This window comes from Sporosarcina contaminans (assembly GCF_042679045.1).
Taxonomy (GTDB): Bacteria; Bacillota; Bacilli; order Bacillales_A; family Planococcaceae; genus Sporosarcina; species Sporosarcina contaminans.
Map to the genome: position 1 here is coordinate 1 of NZ_JBHTLT010000107.1, position 17,059 is coordinate 17,059.

Below are 17,059 nucleotides of genomic sequence, written 5' to 3' on the forward strand. Positions count from 1 at the left end.
CCGGCGGAAAGCGTCCGCCCTGTAGCGCAAATCAACATTACTCAGCGGTACCTAAGTAAAAGGGTGACGTGCAAATCACATCACCCCAACATTTGATTTAGAACCGATATATTAAGAAGAGCATTGCAGTATGGCACTATGCTATACTATAGGGTAAGAATTCGGGATGAATGTAGGGGGGAAGCGCATGCCAATTTTAGAATCGTTAACGAATTCCAGTCCGCTTGAAATACTTAAAAATATCGTGGATGTGCTTCTTGTTTGGTTCGTATTCTACAAACTGATCACCATTATAAAAGGAACAAAAGCGGTCCAGTTATTAAAAGGAATATTCGTTATTTTAATCGTTCGGGTAGTAACCGAATATTTAGGCCTCAATACATTGAAATGGATGATGGATCAAGTGTTGATGTTCGGTTTCTTAGCCGCCATCATCATCTTCCAACCTGAAGTGAGGCGCGCGTTGGAACAATTGGGCCGAGGCCGGCTATTTGCACGATCCGCCATGCAGGAGGAAGAGGAACGTGATCGACTAATCGAAGCGTTCAGCAAGTCGGTCAGCTATATGGCGAAACGACGGATCGGTGCACTAATCTCCATCGAAAAGGAAACAGGCTTAAGTGAGTATATCGAAACTGGAATTGCGATGAATTCCAATATTACATCGGAATTACTCATTAATATTTTCATTCCGAATACGCCACTACACGATGGTGCCGTCATTGTACAGCGCAACCAAATTGCGGCAGCTGCATGTTATTTGCCGCTTTCCGAAAACCCGTTCATTTCCAAAGAGTTGGGAACACGGCATCGGGCAGCTCTTGGAATTAGTGAAGTAACAGATGCCATTACAATCGTCGTATCGGAGGAGACAGGCGCAATTAGTATAACGTCCAACGGCGACATTAACCGTAACCTATCAATCGAAGATTTTCAAAAACAACTGCGTCTTTCGTGGTTTGGTGCTGAAGTTGAAGACACAAACACCTCATTCTGGAAATGGAGGAGGCGTAAAGATGGATAAATTCATGGATAGGCCATGGTTTCTCCGCATCACTGCATTAATACTAGCCCTTAGTTTATTCGTTACTGTTAAAGGAGAAGAGGATAAATCAGCAAGCAATACATTTGGAGATACAGTGGATATTATCCGGGACGTTCCATTGGAAGTGTATTACGACAATGAAAACTTAGTCGTTACCGGACTGCCGGAAAGTGTCAATGTCACAGTAGAAGGTCCTCCTAACATTGTTCAGTCGCTAAAAATAATGAGAGATTTCACTGTGAAGGCCGATTTGCGCAGTTTACCAATGGGTAGTCATAAAGTGGAAATTCAAACAGAAAATATTTCCGATAAATTGCAAGTGAAGTTGGATCCAGCTACTGTGGATGTTGTCATAGAAGAAAAAATAACTCAGTCTTTTAAAGTTGATCCTGAGTTTAACGAGCGTCTTCTTGCCGAGGATTTCCACGTCGTCAACATGGGTGTTGAACCTGCGGCAATCGAAGTAACTGGCGCGAAAAGCGTCATTGATTCAATTAGCTTCGTAAAGGTATCGGTAACGAAAGATAATGGTATTAATAAATCATTTGAGCAAAAAGCGAGGGTTCGGGTGCTCGATCGAGATCTTAATAAGTTGAATGTCACAATTGAACCTGAAGAAGTTACCGTCAAAGTCGATATCGAGGAGAACAGTAAGGAAGTTCCGATTGTTGTGAAGCAGAAAGGTGTTGCGCCAGACGATATCTCGATTGATTCCGTTTTTTCGGAAACGAAGTTCATTACGCTATATGGACCGAAAAAAGTATTGGATTCCATAGAAAATTTCAATGTGGATGTAGATGTAACAGACGTTAAAAAGTCAGGCTCAATCAATGTAGAATTGGCAAAGCCGAAAGGTGTGTCCAAGCTATCGACTGACAAGATTAAAGTAAATATAGTTGCCTCTAACAGAACCGGAGAGGAACCTCCTCCGGAAGAAGAGGCAGACATCACTGATGACGAAGTGTCTAAACAATATAAAGGTGTACCGGTCATTGTAAAAGGGCTTGATGAATCTTTTAAGAGTCATTTTCAAAAACCGGCAGACGGATTAATTGATATTACGGTAACGGGAAGGAAAGAAATTTTGGATTCCCTGGATATATCAGATTTCAGTCTCATTGTAGATGCTTCAGGTACTGAGGAAGAGGGCGAACATGTCTACAGTGTTTCATTGGAAGCTCCTGCTGGAATTGCTTATGTGCTTTCAGATCAGGAAGTAACTTTAAAGGTTGAACTTGCTTAACTTATACAGTTACAAAGAATCACCTTATATGTGAACAATTGGTTGTTCGTATTCAAACTGAAATAAGTTAAGCTCTCCGGCGCGCAGGATGTGTGAGAGCTGACTATGCTACAAATCGTAGCTCCGCAGTCGGCTGAGAATGACACAGGTTTTGAAAGGATTATTAGATGAGCAGTTTAGGTTTACGATGTTTTATAGAAGCCTATCTTTCCATGCAAATACATGATGCAGGGCAACTCGATTCGTCAACACAGTTGCATAGCTAATATCCTAAAGGCCTTAAGCGCAATTCAAAATCTGCAATTGCACGAAAATGCAATTGAAAATGAAGATTGCTGATGGACAGCATTGAAAGGGAGAATGGATGATATGACAAAGTACTTCGGAACAGATGGAGTCCGCGGAATTGCAAATAAAGAGCTTACACCAGAACTAGCATTTAAATTGGGCAGATTTGGCGGTTATGTATTAACAAAAGAATCTACTGGCCCTGCACAAGTGCTTGTAGGCCGCGATACGCGAATTTCAGGTCAGATGCTTGAGTATGCGCTCATTGCGGGACTATTGTCAACAGGAGTTGAAGTGATGCGGCTCGGTGTTATTAGTACACCAGGAGTAGCGTATTTGACAAGAGCGATGAATGCACAAGCAGGCGTCATGATTTCGGCTTCCCATAACCCTGTCGCCGATAATGGCATTAAATTTTTCGGATCAGATGGTTTTAAGCTGACTGATGCACAGGAGGAAGAAATTGAAAAGCTGCTAAATGAGGAGACAGATGAGCTTCCACGCCCAATTGGCGCCGATGTCGGCACAGTGACTGATTACTTGGAAGGCGGCCATAAATATATTCAATACTTGAAGCAGACAGTAGACGAGGAATTTACAAATATTCATGTTGCATTGGATTGTGCGCATGGGGCTACCTCCTCGTTGGCAACTCATGTATTCGCAGATTTGGATGCGGATTTAACGACGATGGGTGCTTCGCCAAACGGCTTGAATATTAATGAATGTGTTGGATCGACACATCCAGAAGAGCTTAGCAAATTGGTAGTGGAAAAGGGTGCTGACATCGGGTTGGCATTCGACGGAGATGGTGATCGTCTCATTGCAGTAGACGAATTGGGCAGAATTATTGACGGGGATCAAATTATGTTTATCATTGGACGCCACCTACAATCGAAAGGCCGTCTAAAATCTGATACGATTGTTTCAACAATTATGAGTAACTTAGGATTTTATAAAGCGCTTGAAGCGAATGGTATACAAAGTGTAAAAACAGCTGTTGGCGATCGATATGTAGTGGAAGAGATGAGGAAAGGCAATTACAATTTAGGCGGAGAACAATCCGGCCATATTGTATTCCTTGATTACAACACGACGGGAGACGGTTTATTGACAGCGTTGCAGCTTGTCAATATTATGAAGCGAACAGGACGTAAACTTTCCGAGCTTGCAAGCGAGATGACGGTATATCCTCAAGAACTCGTAAATGTGCGAGTAACGGATAAAAATAAAGTGACAGAAAATGACCGTGTGAAACAAGTTATTAAAGAAGTGGAAGCAGAAATGGCTGGCAACGGCAGAGTGTTAGTTCGTCCATCCGGAACTGAACCGCTTGTCCGTGTCATGGTAGAAGCGCCTGACCAAAATGCTTGCACGGGTTACGTAAACCGAATAGCAGATGTTGTCCGCGAAGAGATGGGAACTGAGGATTAACATGAAAAAGCGCTTGGAGAGTAGAATCCAAGCGCTTTTTCGTATATATGGATGTTTAAAAGCTTTGCTGGAATTTGTTACGGATTAAGATTGCTGCAGAATTAAGCAAAAACAGCAAGAGCAACAAGACGATTATCGTAGCAGCTGCTAAGTTTGCGTATTCTGCAACAAGTGAAGAGTCCAATGTCCAATAGTAAATTTGCATAGGCAATACAGTGAAACGGTCGAAAATGCTTCCTGGAAATGGAATGAGCAACGCTGGAATGCCGATGACAACAAGCGGTGCTGTTTCACCGATTGCACGCGATAATGATAAGATGGCGCCTGTTAAAATCATTGGCAAGGCTGCCGGCAAAATGACACGTCGTATCGTTTGCCACTTCGTCGCGCCCAATCCGTAAGATGCTTCGCTTAAATGAAACGGTATTGCCCGTATTGCTTCTTGGCTTGCTACGATAACGATTGGCAGGATGAGCAATGACATCGTTAAACCGCCTGCTAAAACAATATTGCCTAAGTTCATGGCGCGTACAAAAACGGTTAGCCCTAATATTCCGTAGACAATTGACGGAACGCCTGCCAAATTGGCGATGTTCGTTTGAATGAACTGCAATCCTTTCCCTTTTTTCGCATACATCTCTAAGTAAAGCGCAGTGCCAACACCAACGACCATTGTTATAGGCACAACACATAGCATTAAATAGAAAGTTCCTAAAATTGCACCCATAATGCCGGCTCGTTCGGGTTGCGTTGATAGTTTGCCTGTCAAAAACTCGAAATTGATAAACGCGATGCCGTCAGTAAAGACTTTGTAGAAGAGAAGGCCTAAAAAGAATAAGCCGAAAAAAGCAGATAGCATGAAAAGAACCGTTGCTGTTTTATTCAAAAATAAACGCCATTTAGCTTTTTTCATCATGTCAGCCTGGTTCATTTGGTGCATTTTAATATTCCTCCCTGAATCTCTTAGAAATGAATCGCGCCAATATGTTCATAAGTAGTGTAAAGACGAATAGTGTCATTGCAACTGCGTAAAGGCTGTAGTAAACAGTGGAGCCTGCAGGTGCGTCTCCACCTGTTACTTCGACGATATAAGCTGTCATCGTTTGCATGGATTGCGTAATATCAAAAGTGAAGTTTTTCGTACTGCCGCTGGCGATTGTGACAATCATCGTTTCACCGATAGCACGTGAAATACCTAAGACAAAAGATGCGATAATGCCCGATAAAGCTGCCGGGATGACGACTTTGCGCGTCACTTCTAATTTCGTTGCACCAAGTCCGTAAGCTCCTTCACGCATTGCATTCGGCACGGAGCTCATTGCATCTTCCGAGAGAGAGGCGATCATTGGGATGATCATAATTCCCATAACGATGCCTGGGCTTAAAATGTTCGTTGATTGCAAAGAAGGGATAAACTCTCGAAGCAAAGGCGTTACAAAGGTAAAGGCGAAAAAGCCATAGACAATCGTCGGAATGCCCGCTAAAAGCTCTAACAGCGGTTTGACAATTTTACGCACTTTCACAGACGCGTATTCGCTTAAATAAATGGCTGCCATTAATCCGATCGGTACAGCAACGATCATGGCGATGGCAGAAGACGTGATCGTTCCCATAAGAAGGGGGAGAACACCGAATTCCGGATTTTGACTAAGCGGCTTCAGGACGGTCCCGGTAAAAAAATCTGCAATTGGAACACGCTTGAAAAACTCGATCGTCTCAGATAGAAGCGTGAAGAGTATGCCGATTGTTGTCAATACAGAGATTGATGCAATGAGCCAAAGAAAGACTGGGATCAGTCGCTCTGCCTTACGTTTCCACACGTTCGAATTTTGATGTTGATCGATCAGCTGTCGGATATTGAGATCATCTGATTTTGTAAAACCTTGATTCATTATAAGAATCTCCTTTCGGAAAATAAGGGAAAGGGGCTGTTAAGAAGTCGAAAAACTCCTAACGGTGCCCCAGTCATTGCAATATAATCGTGAGCTTGTTTAGTTTAGCCCTTCCAAAAACTCAATGTTTTCTTTAGCTTCCGCTTCAGGGATTGGTGCGAAACCAGTTTCGCCTGCAAATTTGTTTGCATTGTTCATTACATAAAGTGCAAAGTCTTTTACTTGAGGCTTGTCTTTCGCATGGTTAACGTTTAAGTACGTAAAGACAGGTCGTGTAAAGTCGGCATATGCGCCATCTTCCGCAATGGTATCCAATGCAGGTTCAACAGGTCCGTTTCCAAAATCGACAGAGACAGCTTGCAATTTGTCTTGGTTGTTTACGTAATAGCCAAATCCGAAGAAGGCAATTCCGTTTTTATCTTCCGAAACTAAATTAACGAGTGTTGAATATTCTTGCTGTAAATTGACGTCTTGGTGCATATCTTTTTTATCTAAAATCTTCTCATAGAAGAATTCATACGTACCGTGGTTTTCGTTTGGTCCCATAGCGTGAATTTCTTCATCTGGCCATTCAGGGTTAATGTCGGACCATTTCTTTACATTGCCGTCCGATAGAAAAATGCTTACCAATTGTTCAGGTGTCATTTCTGTTGCCCAATCATTTTCTTTATTGATGACGAAAGTTAGACCATCTAAAGCTACTTTCAATTCTTTTGTTTCAATGTTCAATGCTTCCGCTTCTTGAGCTTCTTCATCTTTGATTTGACGGGAAGCGTTGTTGAAATCCGTACCATTTTCGACCAAATATTTTTTGAAACCAGCGCTCGTTCCTGCGCGGCTCACTTCAACAGATACGTTTTCTTGTTCGTTCAACATATATTCTTCAGCTAATTTTGCCATCAGTGGGTATACTGTGCCGGAACCGTCAATAGCGACGCTGCCTTCCAATGTAGCTGTATCTCCATCTTTTTTTTCATCGGCTTGCGCTCCGCAGCCTGCGGCAATGGCTGCAATAGCAGCAATCACTATGAACAAAAGCATTTTATTGAACTTCATTTAAAACGTCCTCCCCTAAACTGTTTGTATGATAATGCCTTTCACTTATAGAGTATAAGAGTTGAATGTTAAGAAGGTGTTGTTAAAATGTAAAGGTATTGTAAATGATTGATTTACATAAAAATAAAACCATGTAAGAAATGAATTCTCACATGGTTTCAAGGGTCAGCCAAAACGGCCATTTATATAGTCATCGGTTAAATTGTCTGATGGGTTGTTGAAAATTGTTGTCGTCCGATCTTCTTCTATAATTTCTCCATTGAGGAAAAATGCAGTTCGGTCAGAGATTCGTGCTGCTTGTTGCATGTTATGTGTAACGATCGCAATCGTCACGTCATTTTTAATGGCACGAATCAATTCTTCTATTTTATGTGTTGAAACTGGGTCCAGCGCGGAAGTCGGTTCGTCCATTAAAATTACTTCTGGGTCGATGGCAAGGCAGCGAGCGATGCAAAGGCGTTGTTGCTGACCGCCGGATAAACCGAATGCACTTTTATTTAACCGATCTTTCACTTCATCCCAAAGTGCGGCTTTCTTTAAGCTTTCCTCTACAATACGATCGAGCGTTGCTTTGTTGCGAATGCCATGCACTCTTGGTCCAAATGCGACATTTTCGTATATCGATTTCGGAAAAGGATTTGGTTTTTGGAATACCATTCCTACTTTCGAACGCAAGATTTCCACAGGCATTTCCTTGCCTAAAATGTTGTTTCCCTTGAATGTTACATGACCGGAAATCGTAACATCTGCTGCAGTTTCCACCATGCGATTCAATGTCTTTAAATAAGTGGACTTTCCGCAGCCGGATGGCCCGATAATCGCAGTCACTTCTTTTTCATTAATAGAAAGATCGATATTTTTTAAGGCATGCGACGTGCCATACCATAAATTTAATCCATTCGTTTCGTAAATCGGTTTCGACCAGCTTTCGTTTCTGACCACTGTTAGCGGCTTATCTTTTATTCGTTCTTGAAGTAAAGTCATTTGGAAATCCTCCTAATTGGATTGAGGCTTTTCTATAGTGTAGGCGAAGAGTGTTGAGTGAATATGAAGGGATTGTTAAGAGTTTGTAAATGGTTATTGGTTTGTTCGTTTACTGGCGTGGAGTGTCGTTTTACTGGCGTGCTGAAAGAGTTTGCTGGCGCAGAATGTATGTTTGTTGTCATCATTCAACTTAGAAACTCCATTAGCAAAACGCCACCCATTGCAGGTGGCGTATTGTTGTTTATTCGAAAATATATTGCAATGCTTTGACGGCTTGGTCGACGGTTTCGACGGTGACGTGTGCTTTGCGGGATAGTTCTTTTAGCGCGTGGTGATGTTGTTCGCTGCGGATCAAGATGAGCGGTTTGCCGAAAGCGACGGCTGCGCTTGCGTCCATTGCCGTATTCCATTGTTTATATTGATCGCCGAAGAGGGCGATGACAATGTCGGCCTTTTTCATTAAAATTTCTGTTCGTAAGTTGTTGAAGCTTGAAGCGGCGGCGTCTTTAAAGATTGCATCGGGCTGTTTGCCTAAGATTTCTTCACCGATGTTATCGGAACGATCATGATCTTCCATCGGGCCAACGAAATCGATCGGCAGTTGGAGTTTGGTAGCCTTTTCCTTCACCTCTTCGCGCCAAGATGTGTGGATTTCTCCTGCAAGATATACGGTTAACCTCATTCCATGTCCCTCCTTCATTGATAGATTTCATTATAGCATTCAAGCGGGCAGGATTGCTCATTGTTGCTTGAAAGTTTAGAATAAGAGGAAGAAAAGGGGGATGGCAATGAAAGTAATTTGGCATAATGGCACGCTTTATACGATGGAGAAAGAAGGGGAGACGGTCGAGGCTATTGTTACCGAAAACGGAAAAATTGCTGCGATCGGCACATATGAATCTTTGAAGGAGCAAGCGGATGAAGAGGTGGATCTGCAAGGGGCCGTCCTCTATCCAGGATTCATTGACAATCATATGCATATGATTGGGCACGGGCAGAAGCTGCTCAGCTTGGATTTATCCAAGGCAAAGTCCTCTGAGGGCATGATGGATATGCTCATGAACGCCTATCCGGATTTGGAGGCGGATGAATGGTTTATTGGCGAAGGGTGGAATGAAAACAATTTTGCGGATAAAAAGATTTTTACTCGCTATGAATTGGATAAAGTGACGAATTCACCGATGTTTTTGAAGCGGACGTGCAGGCATGCGGCGATCGTTAATTCGAAAGCGCTTGAACTCGCTAATATTACGAAGGATACGCCCGATCCGGATGACGGGGTTATTGAGCGGGATGAAAATGGGGAACCAACTGGGTTGTTGAAAGAAGGCCCGATGGATCGAATGCTGCAGCTCATTCCAGAGCCGACGGAGGAGATGTTGACGAAAGCGCTTGAGAAATCGGTCGATGATTTATTGTCAAAAGGACTGACCGGAGCAGTGACGGATGACTTAGGCTATTACGGTGATTATCATAATCCTTTGAACGCCTTTAAAAATGTCATTGGAGCGCAGAAGAAAAAATTCCGGGCACATTTGCTGCGGCGTTCTACAGTATTCACTCAATTGATGGAAGACGATGTGACGTATGATGAACCGTGGATCGTGCCGGGCGAGATGAAGTTTTTTGTTGATGGCGCATTCGGCGGGCGGACGGCTTTATTAAGCGAACCATATGCCGATGATCCTTCAACTTGCGGTACTGCTGTGTTGACAGATGAGGAAATCGACGAACATGTGGCGACAGCACGGAAGTATGGGGAAGCAGTTGCGATGCATATGATTGGAGATGCGGCGGTTGAAAAAGGATTAGACGCGATTGAGCGCCATCCTGTACCTGAAGGGAAGCGGGATCGGCTCATCCATGTGAATGTGTTGCGGGATGATTTAGTGGAGCGAATGAAGAAGCTTCCTGTTGTATTGGATATCCAACCCGTTTTCGTGTCGTCCGATTTTCCGTGGGTGATGGACCGGTTAGGTGAAGAGCGTTTGGACTGGGCGTATGCTTGGAAGCGGTTGATTGACGAAGGATTCATTTGTGGGGCGGGGTCGGATGCTCCGATTGAAGAGGTCGATCCGTTGATTGGCATCTATGCCGCAGTGACAAGAAGGAAGCCGGGCGAGACGCATGAAGGGTACTTGCTGAAGGAGAAGCTTGGCCGTTTTGATGCGATCAGTTTATTCACAACAGGCAGCGCGGCGACGATCGGCAAAGCAGATTCACGTGGGAAGTTAGGCGTCGGTTTTGATGCGGATTTTACAGTGTTGGATAGGGATTTGTTTAAGGTGGATGTGGAAGACATCATAAGTATAGCAGTCGTGATGACGGTTGTGGCGGGAGAAATTATGTATCGGAAATAGACAATGCGGGAGTTTCTATGGTGAAAGTTGAATTCTCTTCAATGTAGGGCTTGCATCGAGAGCCTAATAAGGGCTTCCCTCCTATCCAAGGTGATAGAGGTCATGTGCGAAAAGCTTAAAGTACATTGGAGCAAAGGGGGAATGAATTAGTGAAAAATATTTTAATTCTTGGCGGCACTCGTTTTTTTGGCCGTAAATTAGTCGAGTTATTAATCAAGGATGGACATCATGTTGTGATTCTAACACGGGGACAATCGGACAATCCTTTCGGTGATAAAGTGGAACATCTTATAGCCGATCGTGTAAATAAAGAAGAACTTGCAAAGAAAGTTGAAGATCGTACTTTCGATATTGTGTATGATAATATTTGCTATTCGCCAGATGACGCTTATGCTTTGTGTGAAATATTTAACGGGAGAATTGGCAAGCTGATTTTTACGTCAACACTTTCCACTTATGAAGCAGATGGGAATGAAAAAAGTGAGGCTGACTTTGATCCGTACAATTATGAAATTACATTTGGCGATAAGGATCAATTCACGTACGGAGAGGGAAAACGTCAAGCGGAAGCAGTATTTTTTAAATATGCAAAATTCCCTGTTGTGGCAGTTCGTTTCCCAATTGTAATGGGTGAGGATGATTACACACGTCGTTTACATTTTCATGTTGAACGCGTTGCGAATGAGGAGACGATTGGTTTTCTGAATATGGGTGCAGAAATGTCATTTATCCAAGCAACTGAGGCAGCCCGATTTTTAAAATGGGCAGGTATGTCTCAAGTGGAAGGCCCATATAATGCAACGGCTAACGGGAGAATTTCCTTGGACGAATTCATTCATTTAGTTGAAGAATCTACAGGGAAAACTGCAAAGATTTCTTTAGAGAAAAACGATGACATACGCTCGCCTTATGCCATCCCTTCTTCTTGGTATATGACGAATGAAAAAGCTACAAACAGCGGATTCCAATTTACTAATTTGCATGACTGGCTAAAACCATTAATAGAGGCAATTGAAAGCAATAGAGAATAAGGGGAAAGCCTTCATTTTCTACAAAATTTAATCAAATGTGCCAAAAAGAGGAGGTTTCAAATGAATAAAACAACGCCAATAAAGAATCAGATGAATGGTGTCTTTATTCATGTATCTGATCTGAAGGCTTCAGCACAATGGTACTCCGACTTGTTAGGATTGGATCTTGATATAGAGAAGGTTGTGTCACCGGTTTATAACTTACCCATAATCGGAACAACTTCGTTAACTTTAGATGATCATACCTTTGATCTGCACTTCAAACATACTGTTAGTCCGAGTCCGATTTTTAATCTTTATGCTCCCGAAATCGAGCAAGCCTACCAGTATGTTAAAGATAAGGGAATTCAGATTGTGCGGGAAATCGAGTGGGTTGAAGAGACAGCTTGGTTTAATATAAAGGACATAGATGGAAATGTTGTTATGATTTGTAACTGTTGAATAGGGGGAACAAAAAACAGAGCAGCAGCCAATTCGACTACTGCTCTATTTATTATTTTCACCCTCTAAACGGCCACCAAACCCCACGGCCAAACGACACAGTAATCGCCGGAATGAGCAACGGTAAGATAATCAAACCGTACAACAGCAATCCTGTAATAACAATCGTCGCGATTTGGACAAGGCTCAATACACCGGATGGCATCATCGCACCGAATGTACCTGCTAAAATAATCGCTGCGGTAATAATGACCGTGCCCATTTTCGCCATAGATGTAATTAGGGCGTCTCGGACGTTTTTCCCATTAATGCTTTCTTCTCGGAAGCGGTCAAGCAGGAAGATCGAATAGTCGACGCCTAACGCGATTAGCATGATGAAGCCGAAGAATGGAACGGCCCAGCTGACGCCATCATATCCAAGTCCGTTAACGAAGATGAGCTCCGTAATGGACACAGATGTGTAATAAGTGAGCAACAATGAACCGATCATATAGGCTGGCATAATTGCCGAACGGAATAGGATGAACAGCACGATGAACAAGCCGACGAGCATGATCGTCACAGTCCGTGTAAAGTCTTTCGTCGAAACATCATTCAAGTCCGCATTCATGACGGAAATTCCGCTAAATGCGATATCCGCTTTTTCGAAAGGTGTGCCGATGACGGATCGGTGGACGGTTTTTTCGATTTCTTCCACGGTTCCAATCGCTTCTCGGGAATACGGATCCTGTTCAAGGATAACTTCTAACATAATACCTGTTTCTTCATCGATCGTATACCGGTCAATGACAGGTTCAAACTCATCTTCTGTAAGTGTGCCTTTTGGAATGAACAGCCCTGTATCCCGCACGCTCTTCGTATTTCCCATATCTTTCATCATATCAGTTAGTTCGGAAAGTCCTTTGTGAATTTCGCCAAGCCCTCCGTTAGCTGCTTCAACGCCTTTTGCAAGCTCATTCAGACCACCGGATAAGGCACCCATTTGACCGCCTGCACCATCTAACTGATTGGCAGCGCCATACAAGCTATCGCTCACTTTGCCAAGCTCGGATCCCAACCCTTTCAAACCACCTGCGGCTTGTGCAGCGGGCATTCCTTGTTCAAGCCCGCCGGCTATTTGAGAAAGCTGTTCATTGATTTGCTTAATGCCACCAGCTGCTTGGCGCAATCCTGCACCTCCCGTGGAGGCTGAACCAGAAGGCAATTGACCTGTAATTTCAGTTAACCCACTTTGCACTTGGCGAAGTCCGTCTTGAACTTCTGAAAGTCCACCGACTGCTTCATTCAAACCATCCGCCATCAGCGCAATTTGATGATCGACATACAAGTCCTCGATTAATTCTCCTGTCGGACGTGTTATCGTACGAACGCTTTTCACACCATCAACTTTTTCAATGTCTTTGCTGATCGACTCCAAGTAGGTGACATCTTGTTCATTTACAATCTTCGTATCTTTTTTCAAGATGACTTGGACTGGCAATGAATCTCCTTCACCAAACGCTTCGGAAATCCGATTGAGTCCCATGACAGACTCCTTACTGTCATCGATTTCATCGACTGTATTGAATGACAAGTCATTGTCATATGTCAATAGAACCGGAATCGTAATAACCGCAACGATGAGCATCGAAATAAGCGGCCGGGCAACCGACACTTTGCTGAATGCGATCCAAATTTTGCTGTCCTTATGGGAAGCTGCGCCCTTGGATGGCCAGAACAATTTATCTTTCAATAAAACCATGAACAATGGAACGATTGTGTACAAAATGACGAGCAGAACCGCAATCCCAACAGCAACTGCTACAGCAGATTTAAAGATCGGAAAGTCCGCAAATCCGATTGCTGCGAATCCGATAAACACTGCCGTTGCGCTGATAAATAGTGTGCGCCCCGCTGTTTTGTATGTGTTTACGATCGATTCTTCTACTTCGTGACCAGCTAATAATTCTTCTTTGTACCGGCTAAGCAAGAGGATACAGTAATCCGTTCCTAATCCGAACAGAATCGCCACGAGGAAGATTTGCGTGTAGTTCGAAACAGGGAAGTCGAACCAATCGATGAAATAAGCAACGATTGATTGGCTAAGCAAATAAGATATACCGACCGCCAATAGAGGAACAAAAGGCGTCACAATCGAGCGGAATACAATCAGTAACAAAGCAAAAATCAGAACGACTGTAATCAATTCCGTCTTTTTTAACCCTTCTTGCGCGCTAATATTGACGTCATTATTAATGATCGCTTCACCCGTCAAATAGACAGTTTCATCTTTAGGAAGTAGGTCTGCATGGATTTTACCCGCAAGCTCAATAATTTCTTCATGAGCTCCATCCACCGTAACTGGCACGAGGATCGTTTTCTTATCCTCTGAAACTAACTGTTTTTCCATCTCTTCATTTTCAAACGGATCTAATACTTCCTTCACCGGTTTCCCGATTGATTGGATTTTTTGTGCCACTGCAGATACATTTTTCTTTAATGCGTCATCTACAGGTTGGTCGAGTGCATAAACGAGTGAAATGGTTTCCTCTGCAGCGCCCGCTTTCTCCAATATGTCCGCCGCTTTCTGCGATTCTGCCGTAGGAGGAAGCTGGAAAGAACCGGCGTCTTCAGCTTGTTTCGCAAGGTCAGGGGACAGGATGAATAAAATTACGGTTAGCGCGATAATCCCAATGAATATCGGCCATTTAAATTTCAGCACTTGTTTCATACTTACATTCCTTTCATATGTAAAATATCTTTCAATTTACGAAATGTGTTTACAAACGTATCAACCTCATGTTCTTCTACTTTCCCGACAAAGAGTTTCACAATGCTTTCATATATGGCTTCGTCAGATTTTTTAAGAACTTCTTCTCCGGAAGTAGTCAACTGTACAATTTTCGCACGCTGATCATTCGGATCTTTGTCAGAGGCGACAAGCCCTTTTTCCTCCAACTTCTTCATCCGGGTTGAAATGGCGCTTTTATGCACTCCTTGTATTTCGGCTAATTTTCCATTTGATAAGGGACCTTGTGTCGAAAGTATTTTCAGCACTTGGATTTGCTCAGGTGAATAGTCATTCCAAACGTCGACATTGACCGTTTTTACAACATGCTCTGATCCGTAGATTAGTACTTCCTGAAATAACTCAATTGCCTCTTCCAATTTCTCTCTCAATATAGTAGACCCCCTCAACTAATATTCATAGTTTAGGGGGTCTACTAATTTACGTCAATCTTTATGATGGATAACTTGGTACGGGAGTGTAGGTAAAAGCTTGATAGGGTAAGGTGCAAGAGGATTGTGACAAATTGGTGGCAGAACAAAAAAACAAACAGAAAAGGCATTACGGGTTTCCGTGTGCCTTTACTGGATCATGTTATTCCGCAATACCGGTAATGATGCCTTCAACTTCATCAATCGGTAAAGGGCCATACTCTCGGCTATCGTATCCTCTCCACCATTGATCGACGAGAATAAACACTGTATTTTCCTTAACAGCTACGGCTGCCATGTCCATATTGAAGTACTCCCTTGTTGATTGTTCATCTCTAATTCTACTTTTCGGAACCGAATCGAAATACTCTTCCTCGCCCAAGCCATTCATTGTTGCTTTACCATAAAACGTATCAAGCTTTTTTCCGTCGATATACACTTGGCCGCCTTTAATCTCGACTGTTTCACCGGGTAATCCGACAACCCTCCCGATATACATTTCAGGAACTGCCGAATTCTTGGCGATGACGGAAGACGGCATATGATAATAAACGACATGCCCCCGCTGTAGCTCGTCGAAATCAGTTGAAACGACGAGTTGCCCGTGTCCATGTGATTCGAAATCATGATTTCCTCTATCCATTGAATCCAATTCCCATTCAATTAAAAATGTATGTTCTGATTGAGGAGCTATCTCCAAATGTTCAGGAGTTATGTCATCAGTGATTGCCTCCAGTGTATCCAAATAGATCCTTGTGGAATATTCGACACCATCTTCCCCCACAAGAATTCTTGGTCCTAATTTCTTGAAGTTATAAGTGAACCCTGTTTTGCCATTGACCTTGAGTGTGTACGTATCGCCCCTCTGTGTAATCGTATAATTTTCATAGATCCCAGGTGTTAAGAGGGGCTTCTTAATTTTATAGCCACGCATGTATGCTTCCCTATCCGCTTTATCTGACATAAAATTTGAGCCAAGGAAATCATCTTCAATGGTCAATGAAGTTCCATTGAATTTCAAAGCGAACCTAGTAGCACTCGTTTGACTTGATTGTTCTAAAAGTATCCCGTCCCATGAAGCAGTTACATTCGTTGTATTAGAACCATCAATGATTACATATAAACCGATGCCGACCACAAGCAGAACAATAAGTGAGATGAAAGTAGGGAGAAATGTATTTGTACGAAACACTTTCTTAGGGTGGATTAGAACGAAGATACTTCGGCGTATTTTCTCTTTCTGTATGGAAGAAGGTTTAAACGCTTGGACAAGTTTTTCCAATTCTTGCGCTATATCATCATCAGATAAGTGTTTCATTCGTAAAACCACCTTTCTCTAACTCTTTTTTGAACGCGTCAAGCGCTCTTAACAGACTCATCTTCACTTTTCCTTCCGACCAATTGAGGACAGCTGATGTTTCTTTTGTAAAGAACCCTTGGATTTTCCGCAGGATAATGACTTGCTGGTAACTTGGCTTTAGTTGGTTGAGCGCTTCGTAAAATTGTTTTTGCTGTGAGTTAAGAAGGACAATTTCCTCAGATGATCGTTCATGCTTTACGCTATAACTATCAAAATAATACGTTATGGGATTTTTCTTTCTGAAGTAATTCATCGTTGTCGTGTAAGCGATACGGAAAATCCACGTCTTGACGAGGGAGTCCCCCTTGAATTGATGCTCCTTCCGAATAACCTTCATAAATGTCTCCTGAGACAAGTCCTCGGCTGTATGGGGATCCTTCACAAGCATTAGGATGTAACTATAGACAGCATCATAATATTCATCAAACCACGCTTCACTCGACAAATCGATCACCTCACTTATTACCTACTTAGACGCATTTACGTAAAATCGGTAACGAATCTTATTTCAATCATATACTAATCGTCCAAACGAAAGACCGGGGATGTCCAGAAAGTCAGTGAAAACTGACTTTCTGTGACAGCCCTTTTTCTGTTGATGAAAAGCGGTGCATCCTTGAAACGTTGCTTTCCGTTCCAGGCGCACGCTTTCCGGGGGGCGGGCGGTGAGCCTCCTCGTTCGCTTCGCTCCCTGCGGGGTCTCACCTGTCCCGCTAATCCCCCAGGA

Annotated in this window: 15 protein-coding genes; 6 read left to right on the forward strand and 9 right to left on the reverse strand. The window is 43.0% G+C overall.

The features are described from left to right. Nucleotides 1-187: 187 nt before the first annotated feature. The 3 genes from cdaA to glmM all read left to right on the forward strand — a co-directional run bounded on the left by cdaA (nucleotide 188) and on the right by glmM (nucleotide 4,010). Nucleotides 188-1,024 (forward strand): diadenylate cyclase CdaA, encoded by an 837-nt coding sequence (cdaA, locus tag ACFQ38_RS13030; RefSeq protein WP_336824739.1) that lies wholly within the window; start codon nucleotides 188-190, stop codon nucleotides 1,022-1,024. Next, nucleotides 1,017-2,288, forward strand: a complete 1,272-nt coding sequence (locus tag ACFQ38_RS13035) for a CdaR family protein (RefSeq protein ID WP_336824740.1) — start codon at nucleotides 1,017-1,019, stop codon at nucleotides 2,286-2,288. The genes cdaA and ACFQ38_RS13035 overlap by 8 nt, the downstream gene beginning before the upstream one ends. Before the next feature lie 369 nt (nucleotides 2,289-2,657). Further along, on the forward strand, nucleotides 2,658-4,010 hold the full coding sequence (glmM, locus tag ACFQ38_RS13040; protein WP_336824741.1) for a phosphoglucosamine mutase: 1,353 nt from the start codon (nucleotides 2,658-2,660) through the stop codon (nucleotides 4,008-4,010). 55 nt (nucleotides 4,011-4,065) lie between these two features. Here glmM and pstA read toward each other — a convergent pair whose 3' ends face one another. The 5 genes from pstA to ACFQ38_RS13065 all read right to left on the reverse strand — a co-directional run bounded on the left by pstA (nucleotide 4,066) and on the right by ACFQ38_RS13065 (nucleotide 8,624). Continuing rightward, nucleotides 4,066-4,950, reverse strand: a complete 885-nt coding sequence (pstA, locus tag ACFQ38_RS13045) for a phosphate ABC transporter permease PstA (protein ID WP_336824742.1) — start codon at nucleotides 4,948-4,950, stop codon at nucleotides 4,066-4,068. A 1-nt stretch (nucleotide 4,951) separates the two neighbouring features. Then, on the reverse strand, nucleotides 4,952-5,902 hold the full coding sequence (pstC, locus tag ACFQ38_RS13050) for a phosphate ABC transporter permease subunit PstC (RefSeq protein ID WP_336824743.1): 951 nt from the start codon (nucleotides 5,900-5,902) through the stop codon (nucleotides 4,952-4,954). 99 nt (nucleotides 5,903-6,001) lie between these two features. Further along, nucleotides 6,002-6,958 (reverse strand): PstS family phosphate ABC transporter substrate-binding protein, encoded by a 957-nt coding sequence (locus ACFQ38_RS13055; protein WP_336824744.1) that lies wholly within the window; start codon nucleotides 6,956-6,958, stop codon nucleotides 6,002-6,004. A 165-nt stretch (nucleotides 6,959-7,123) separates the two neighbouring features. Continuing rightward, the gene (pstB, locus tag ACFQ38_RS13060; RefSeq protein ID WP_336824745.1) at nucleotides 7,124-7,942 is read right to left on the reverse strand and encodes a phosphate ABC transporter ATP-binding protein PstB; all 819 of its coding nucleotides are present in this window, start codon (nucleotides 7,940-7,942) and stop codon (nucleotides 7,124-7,126) included. 241 nt (nucleotides 7,943-8,183) lie between these two features. Beyond that, a complete protein-coding gene (locus ACFQ38_RS13065; RefSeq protein WP_381481364.1) occupies nucleotides 8,184-8,624 on the reverse strand; it encodes a YtoQ family protein in 441 nt (146 codons plus the stop codon). 106 nt (nucleotides 8,625-8,730) lie between these two features. Here ACFQ38_RS13065 and ACFQ38_RS13070 point away from each other — a divergent pair, with 106 nt between their 5' ends. From ACFQ38_RS13070 to ACFQ38_RS13080, 3 genes are all read left to right on the forward strand, one after another. Further along, entirely contained in the window at nucleotides 8,731-10,302 is a 1,572-nt protein-coding gene (locus ACFQ38_RS13070) for an amidohydrolase (protein WP_336824747.1), read from the forward strand. Between the two features lie 149 nt (nucleotides 10,303-10,451). After that, nucleotides 10,452-11,333: an NAD-dependent epimerase/dehydratase family protein gene (locus ACFQ38_RS13075; RefSeq protein WP_381481367.1), complete on the forward strand. Its 882-nt coding sequence runs from the start codon at nucleotides 10,452-10,454 to the stop codon at nucleotides 11,331-11,333. Between the two features lie 60 nt (nucleotides 11,334-11,393). Beyond that, nucleotides 11,394-11,774, forward strand: a complete 381-nt coding sequence (locus tag ACFQ38_RS13080) for a VOC family protein (protein ID WP_336824749.1) — start codon at nucleotides 11,394-11,396, stop codon at nucleotides 11,772-11,774. 58 nt (nucleotides 11,775-11,832) lie between these two features. Here the strand turns inward: ACFQ38_RS13080 and ACFQ38_RS13085 are convergent, their stop codons facing one another. The 4 genes from ACFQ38_RS13085 to ACFQ38_RS13100 all read right to left on the reverse strand — a co-directional run bounded on the left by ACFQ38_RS13085 (nucleotide 11,833) and on the right by ACFQ38_RS13100 (nucleotide 16,777). Further along, nucleotides 11,833-14,484 (reverse strand): MMPL family transporter, encoded by a 2,652-nt coding sequence (locus ACFQ38_RS13085; RefSeq protein WP_381481369.1) that lies wholly within the window; start codon nucleotides 14,482-14,484, stop codon nucleotides 11,833-11,835. Nucleotides 14,485-14,486: 2 nt separating this feature from the next. Then, on the reverse strand, nucleotides 14,487-14,933 hold the full coding sequence (locus tag ACFQ38_RS13090; protein ID WP_381481371.1) for a MarR family transcriptional regulator: 447 nt from the start codon (nucleotides 14,931-14,933) through the stop codon (nucleotides 14,487-14,489). A gap of 202 nt (nucleotides 14,934-15,135) precedes the next feature. Continuing rightward, complete coding sequence (gene lepB / locus ACFQ38_RS13095; protein WP_381481373.1) at nucleotides 15,136-16,290, reverse strand: signal peptidase I; 1,155 nt, start codon at nucleotides 16,288-16,290, stop codon at nucleotides 15,136-15,138. Beyond that, entirely contained in the window at nucleotides 16,274-16,777 is a 504-nt protein-coding gene (locus ACFQ38_RS13100) for an RNA polymerase sigma factor (RefSeq protein WP_381481375.1), read from the reverse strand. Before ACFQ38_RS13100 ends, lepB begins: the two co-directional genes overlap by 17 nt. Nucleotides 16,778-17,059 lie beyond the last annotated feature (282 nt).

Coding starts and splice junctions, on each gene's coding strand:
- cdaA (WP_336824739.1), top strand. CDS start 188: ATGCCAATTTTAGAATCGTTAACGAATTCCAGTCCGCTTGAAATACTT.
- ACFQ38_RS13035 (WP_336824740.1), top strand. CDS start 1,017: ATGGATAAATTCATGGATAGGCCATGGTTTCTCCGCATCACTGCATTA.
- glmM (WP_336824741.1), top strand. CDS start 2,658: ATGACAAAGTACTTCGGAACAGATGGAGTCCGCGGAATTGCAAATAAA.
- pstA (WP_336824742.1), bottom strand. CDS start 4,950: ATGCACCAAATGAACCAGGCTGACATGATGAAAAAAGCTAAATGGCGT.
- pstC (WP_336824743.1), bottom strand. CDS start 5,902: ATGAATCAAGGTTTTACAAAATCAGATGATCTCAATATCCGACAGCTG.
- ACFQ38_RS13055 (WP_336824744.1), bottom strand. CDS start 6,958: ATGAAGTTCAATAAAATGCTTTTGTTCATAGTGATTGCTGCTATTGCA.
- pstB (WP_336824745.1), bottom strand. CDS start 7,942: ATGACTTTACTTCAAGAACGAATAAAAGATAAGCCGCTAACAGTGGTC.
- ACFQ38_RS13065 (WP_381481364.1), bottom strand. CDS start 8,624: ATGAGGTTAACCGTATATCTTGCAGGAGAAATCCACACATCTTGGCGC.
- ACFQ38_RS13070 (WP_336824747.1), top strand. CDS start 8,731: ATGAAAGTAATTTGGCATAATGGCACGCTTTATACGATGGAGAAAGAA.
- ACFQ38_RS13080 (WP_336824749.1), top strand. CDS start 11,394: ATGAATAAAACAACGCCAATAAAGAATCAGATGAATGGTGTCTTTATT.
- ACFQ38_RS13085 (WP_381481369.1), bottom strand. CDS start 14,484: ATGAAACAAGTGCTGAAATTTAAATGGCCGATATTCATTGGGATTATC.
- lepB (WP_381481373.1), bottom strand. CDS start 16,290: ATGAAACACTTATCTGATGATGATATAGCGCAAGAATTGGAAAAACTT.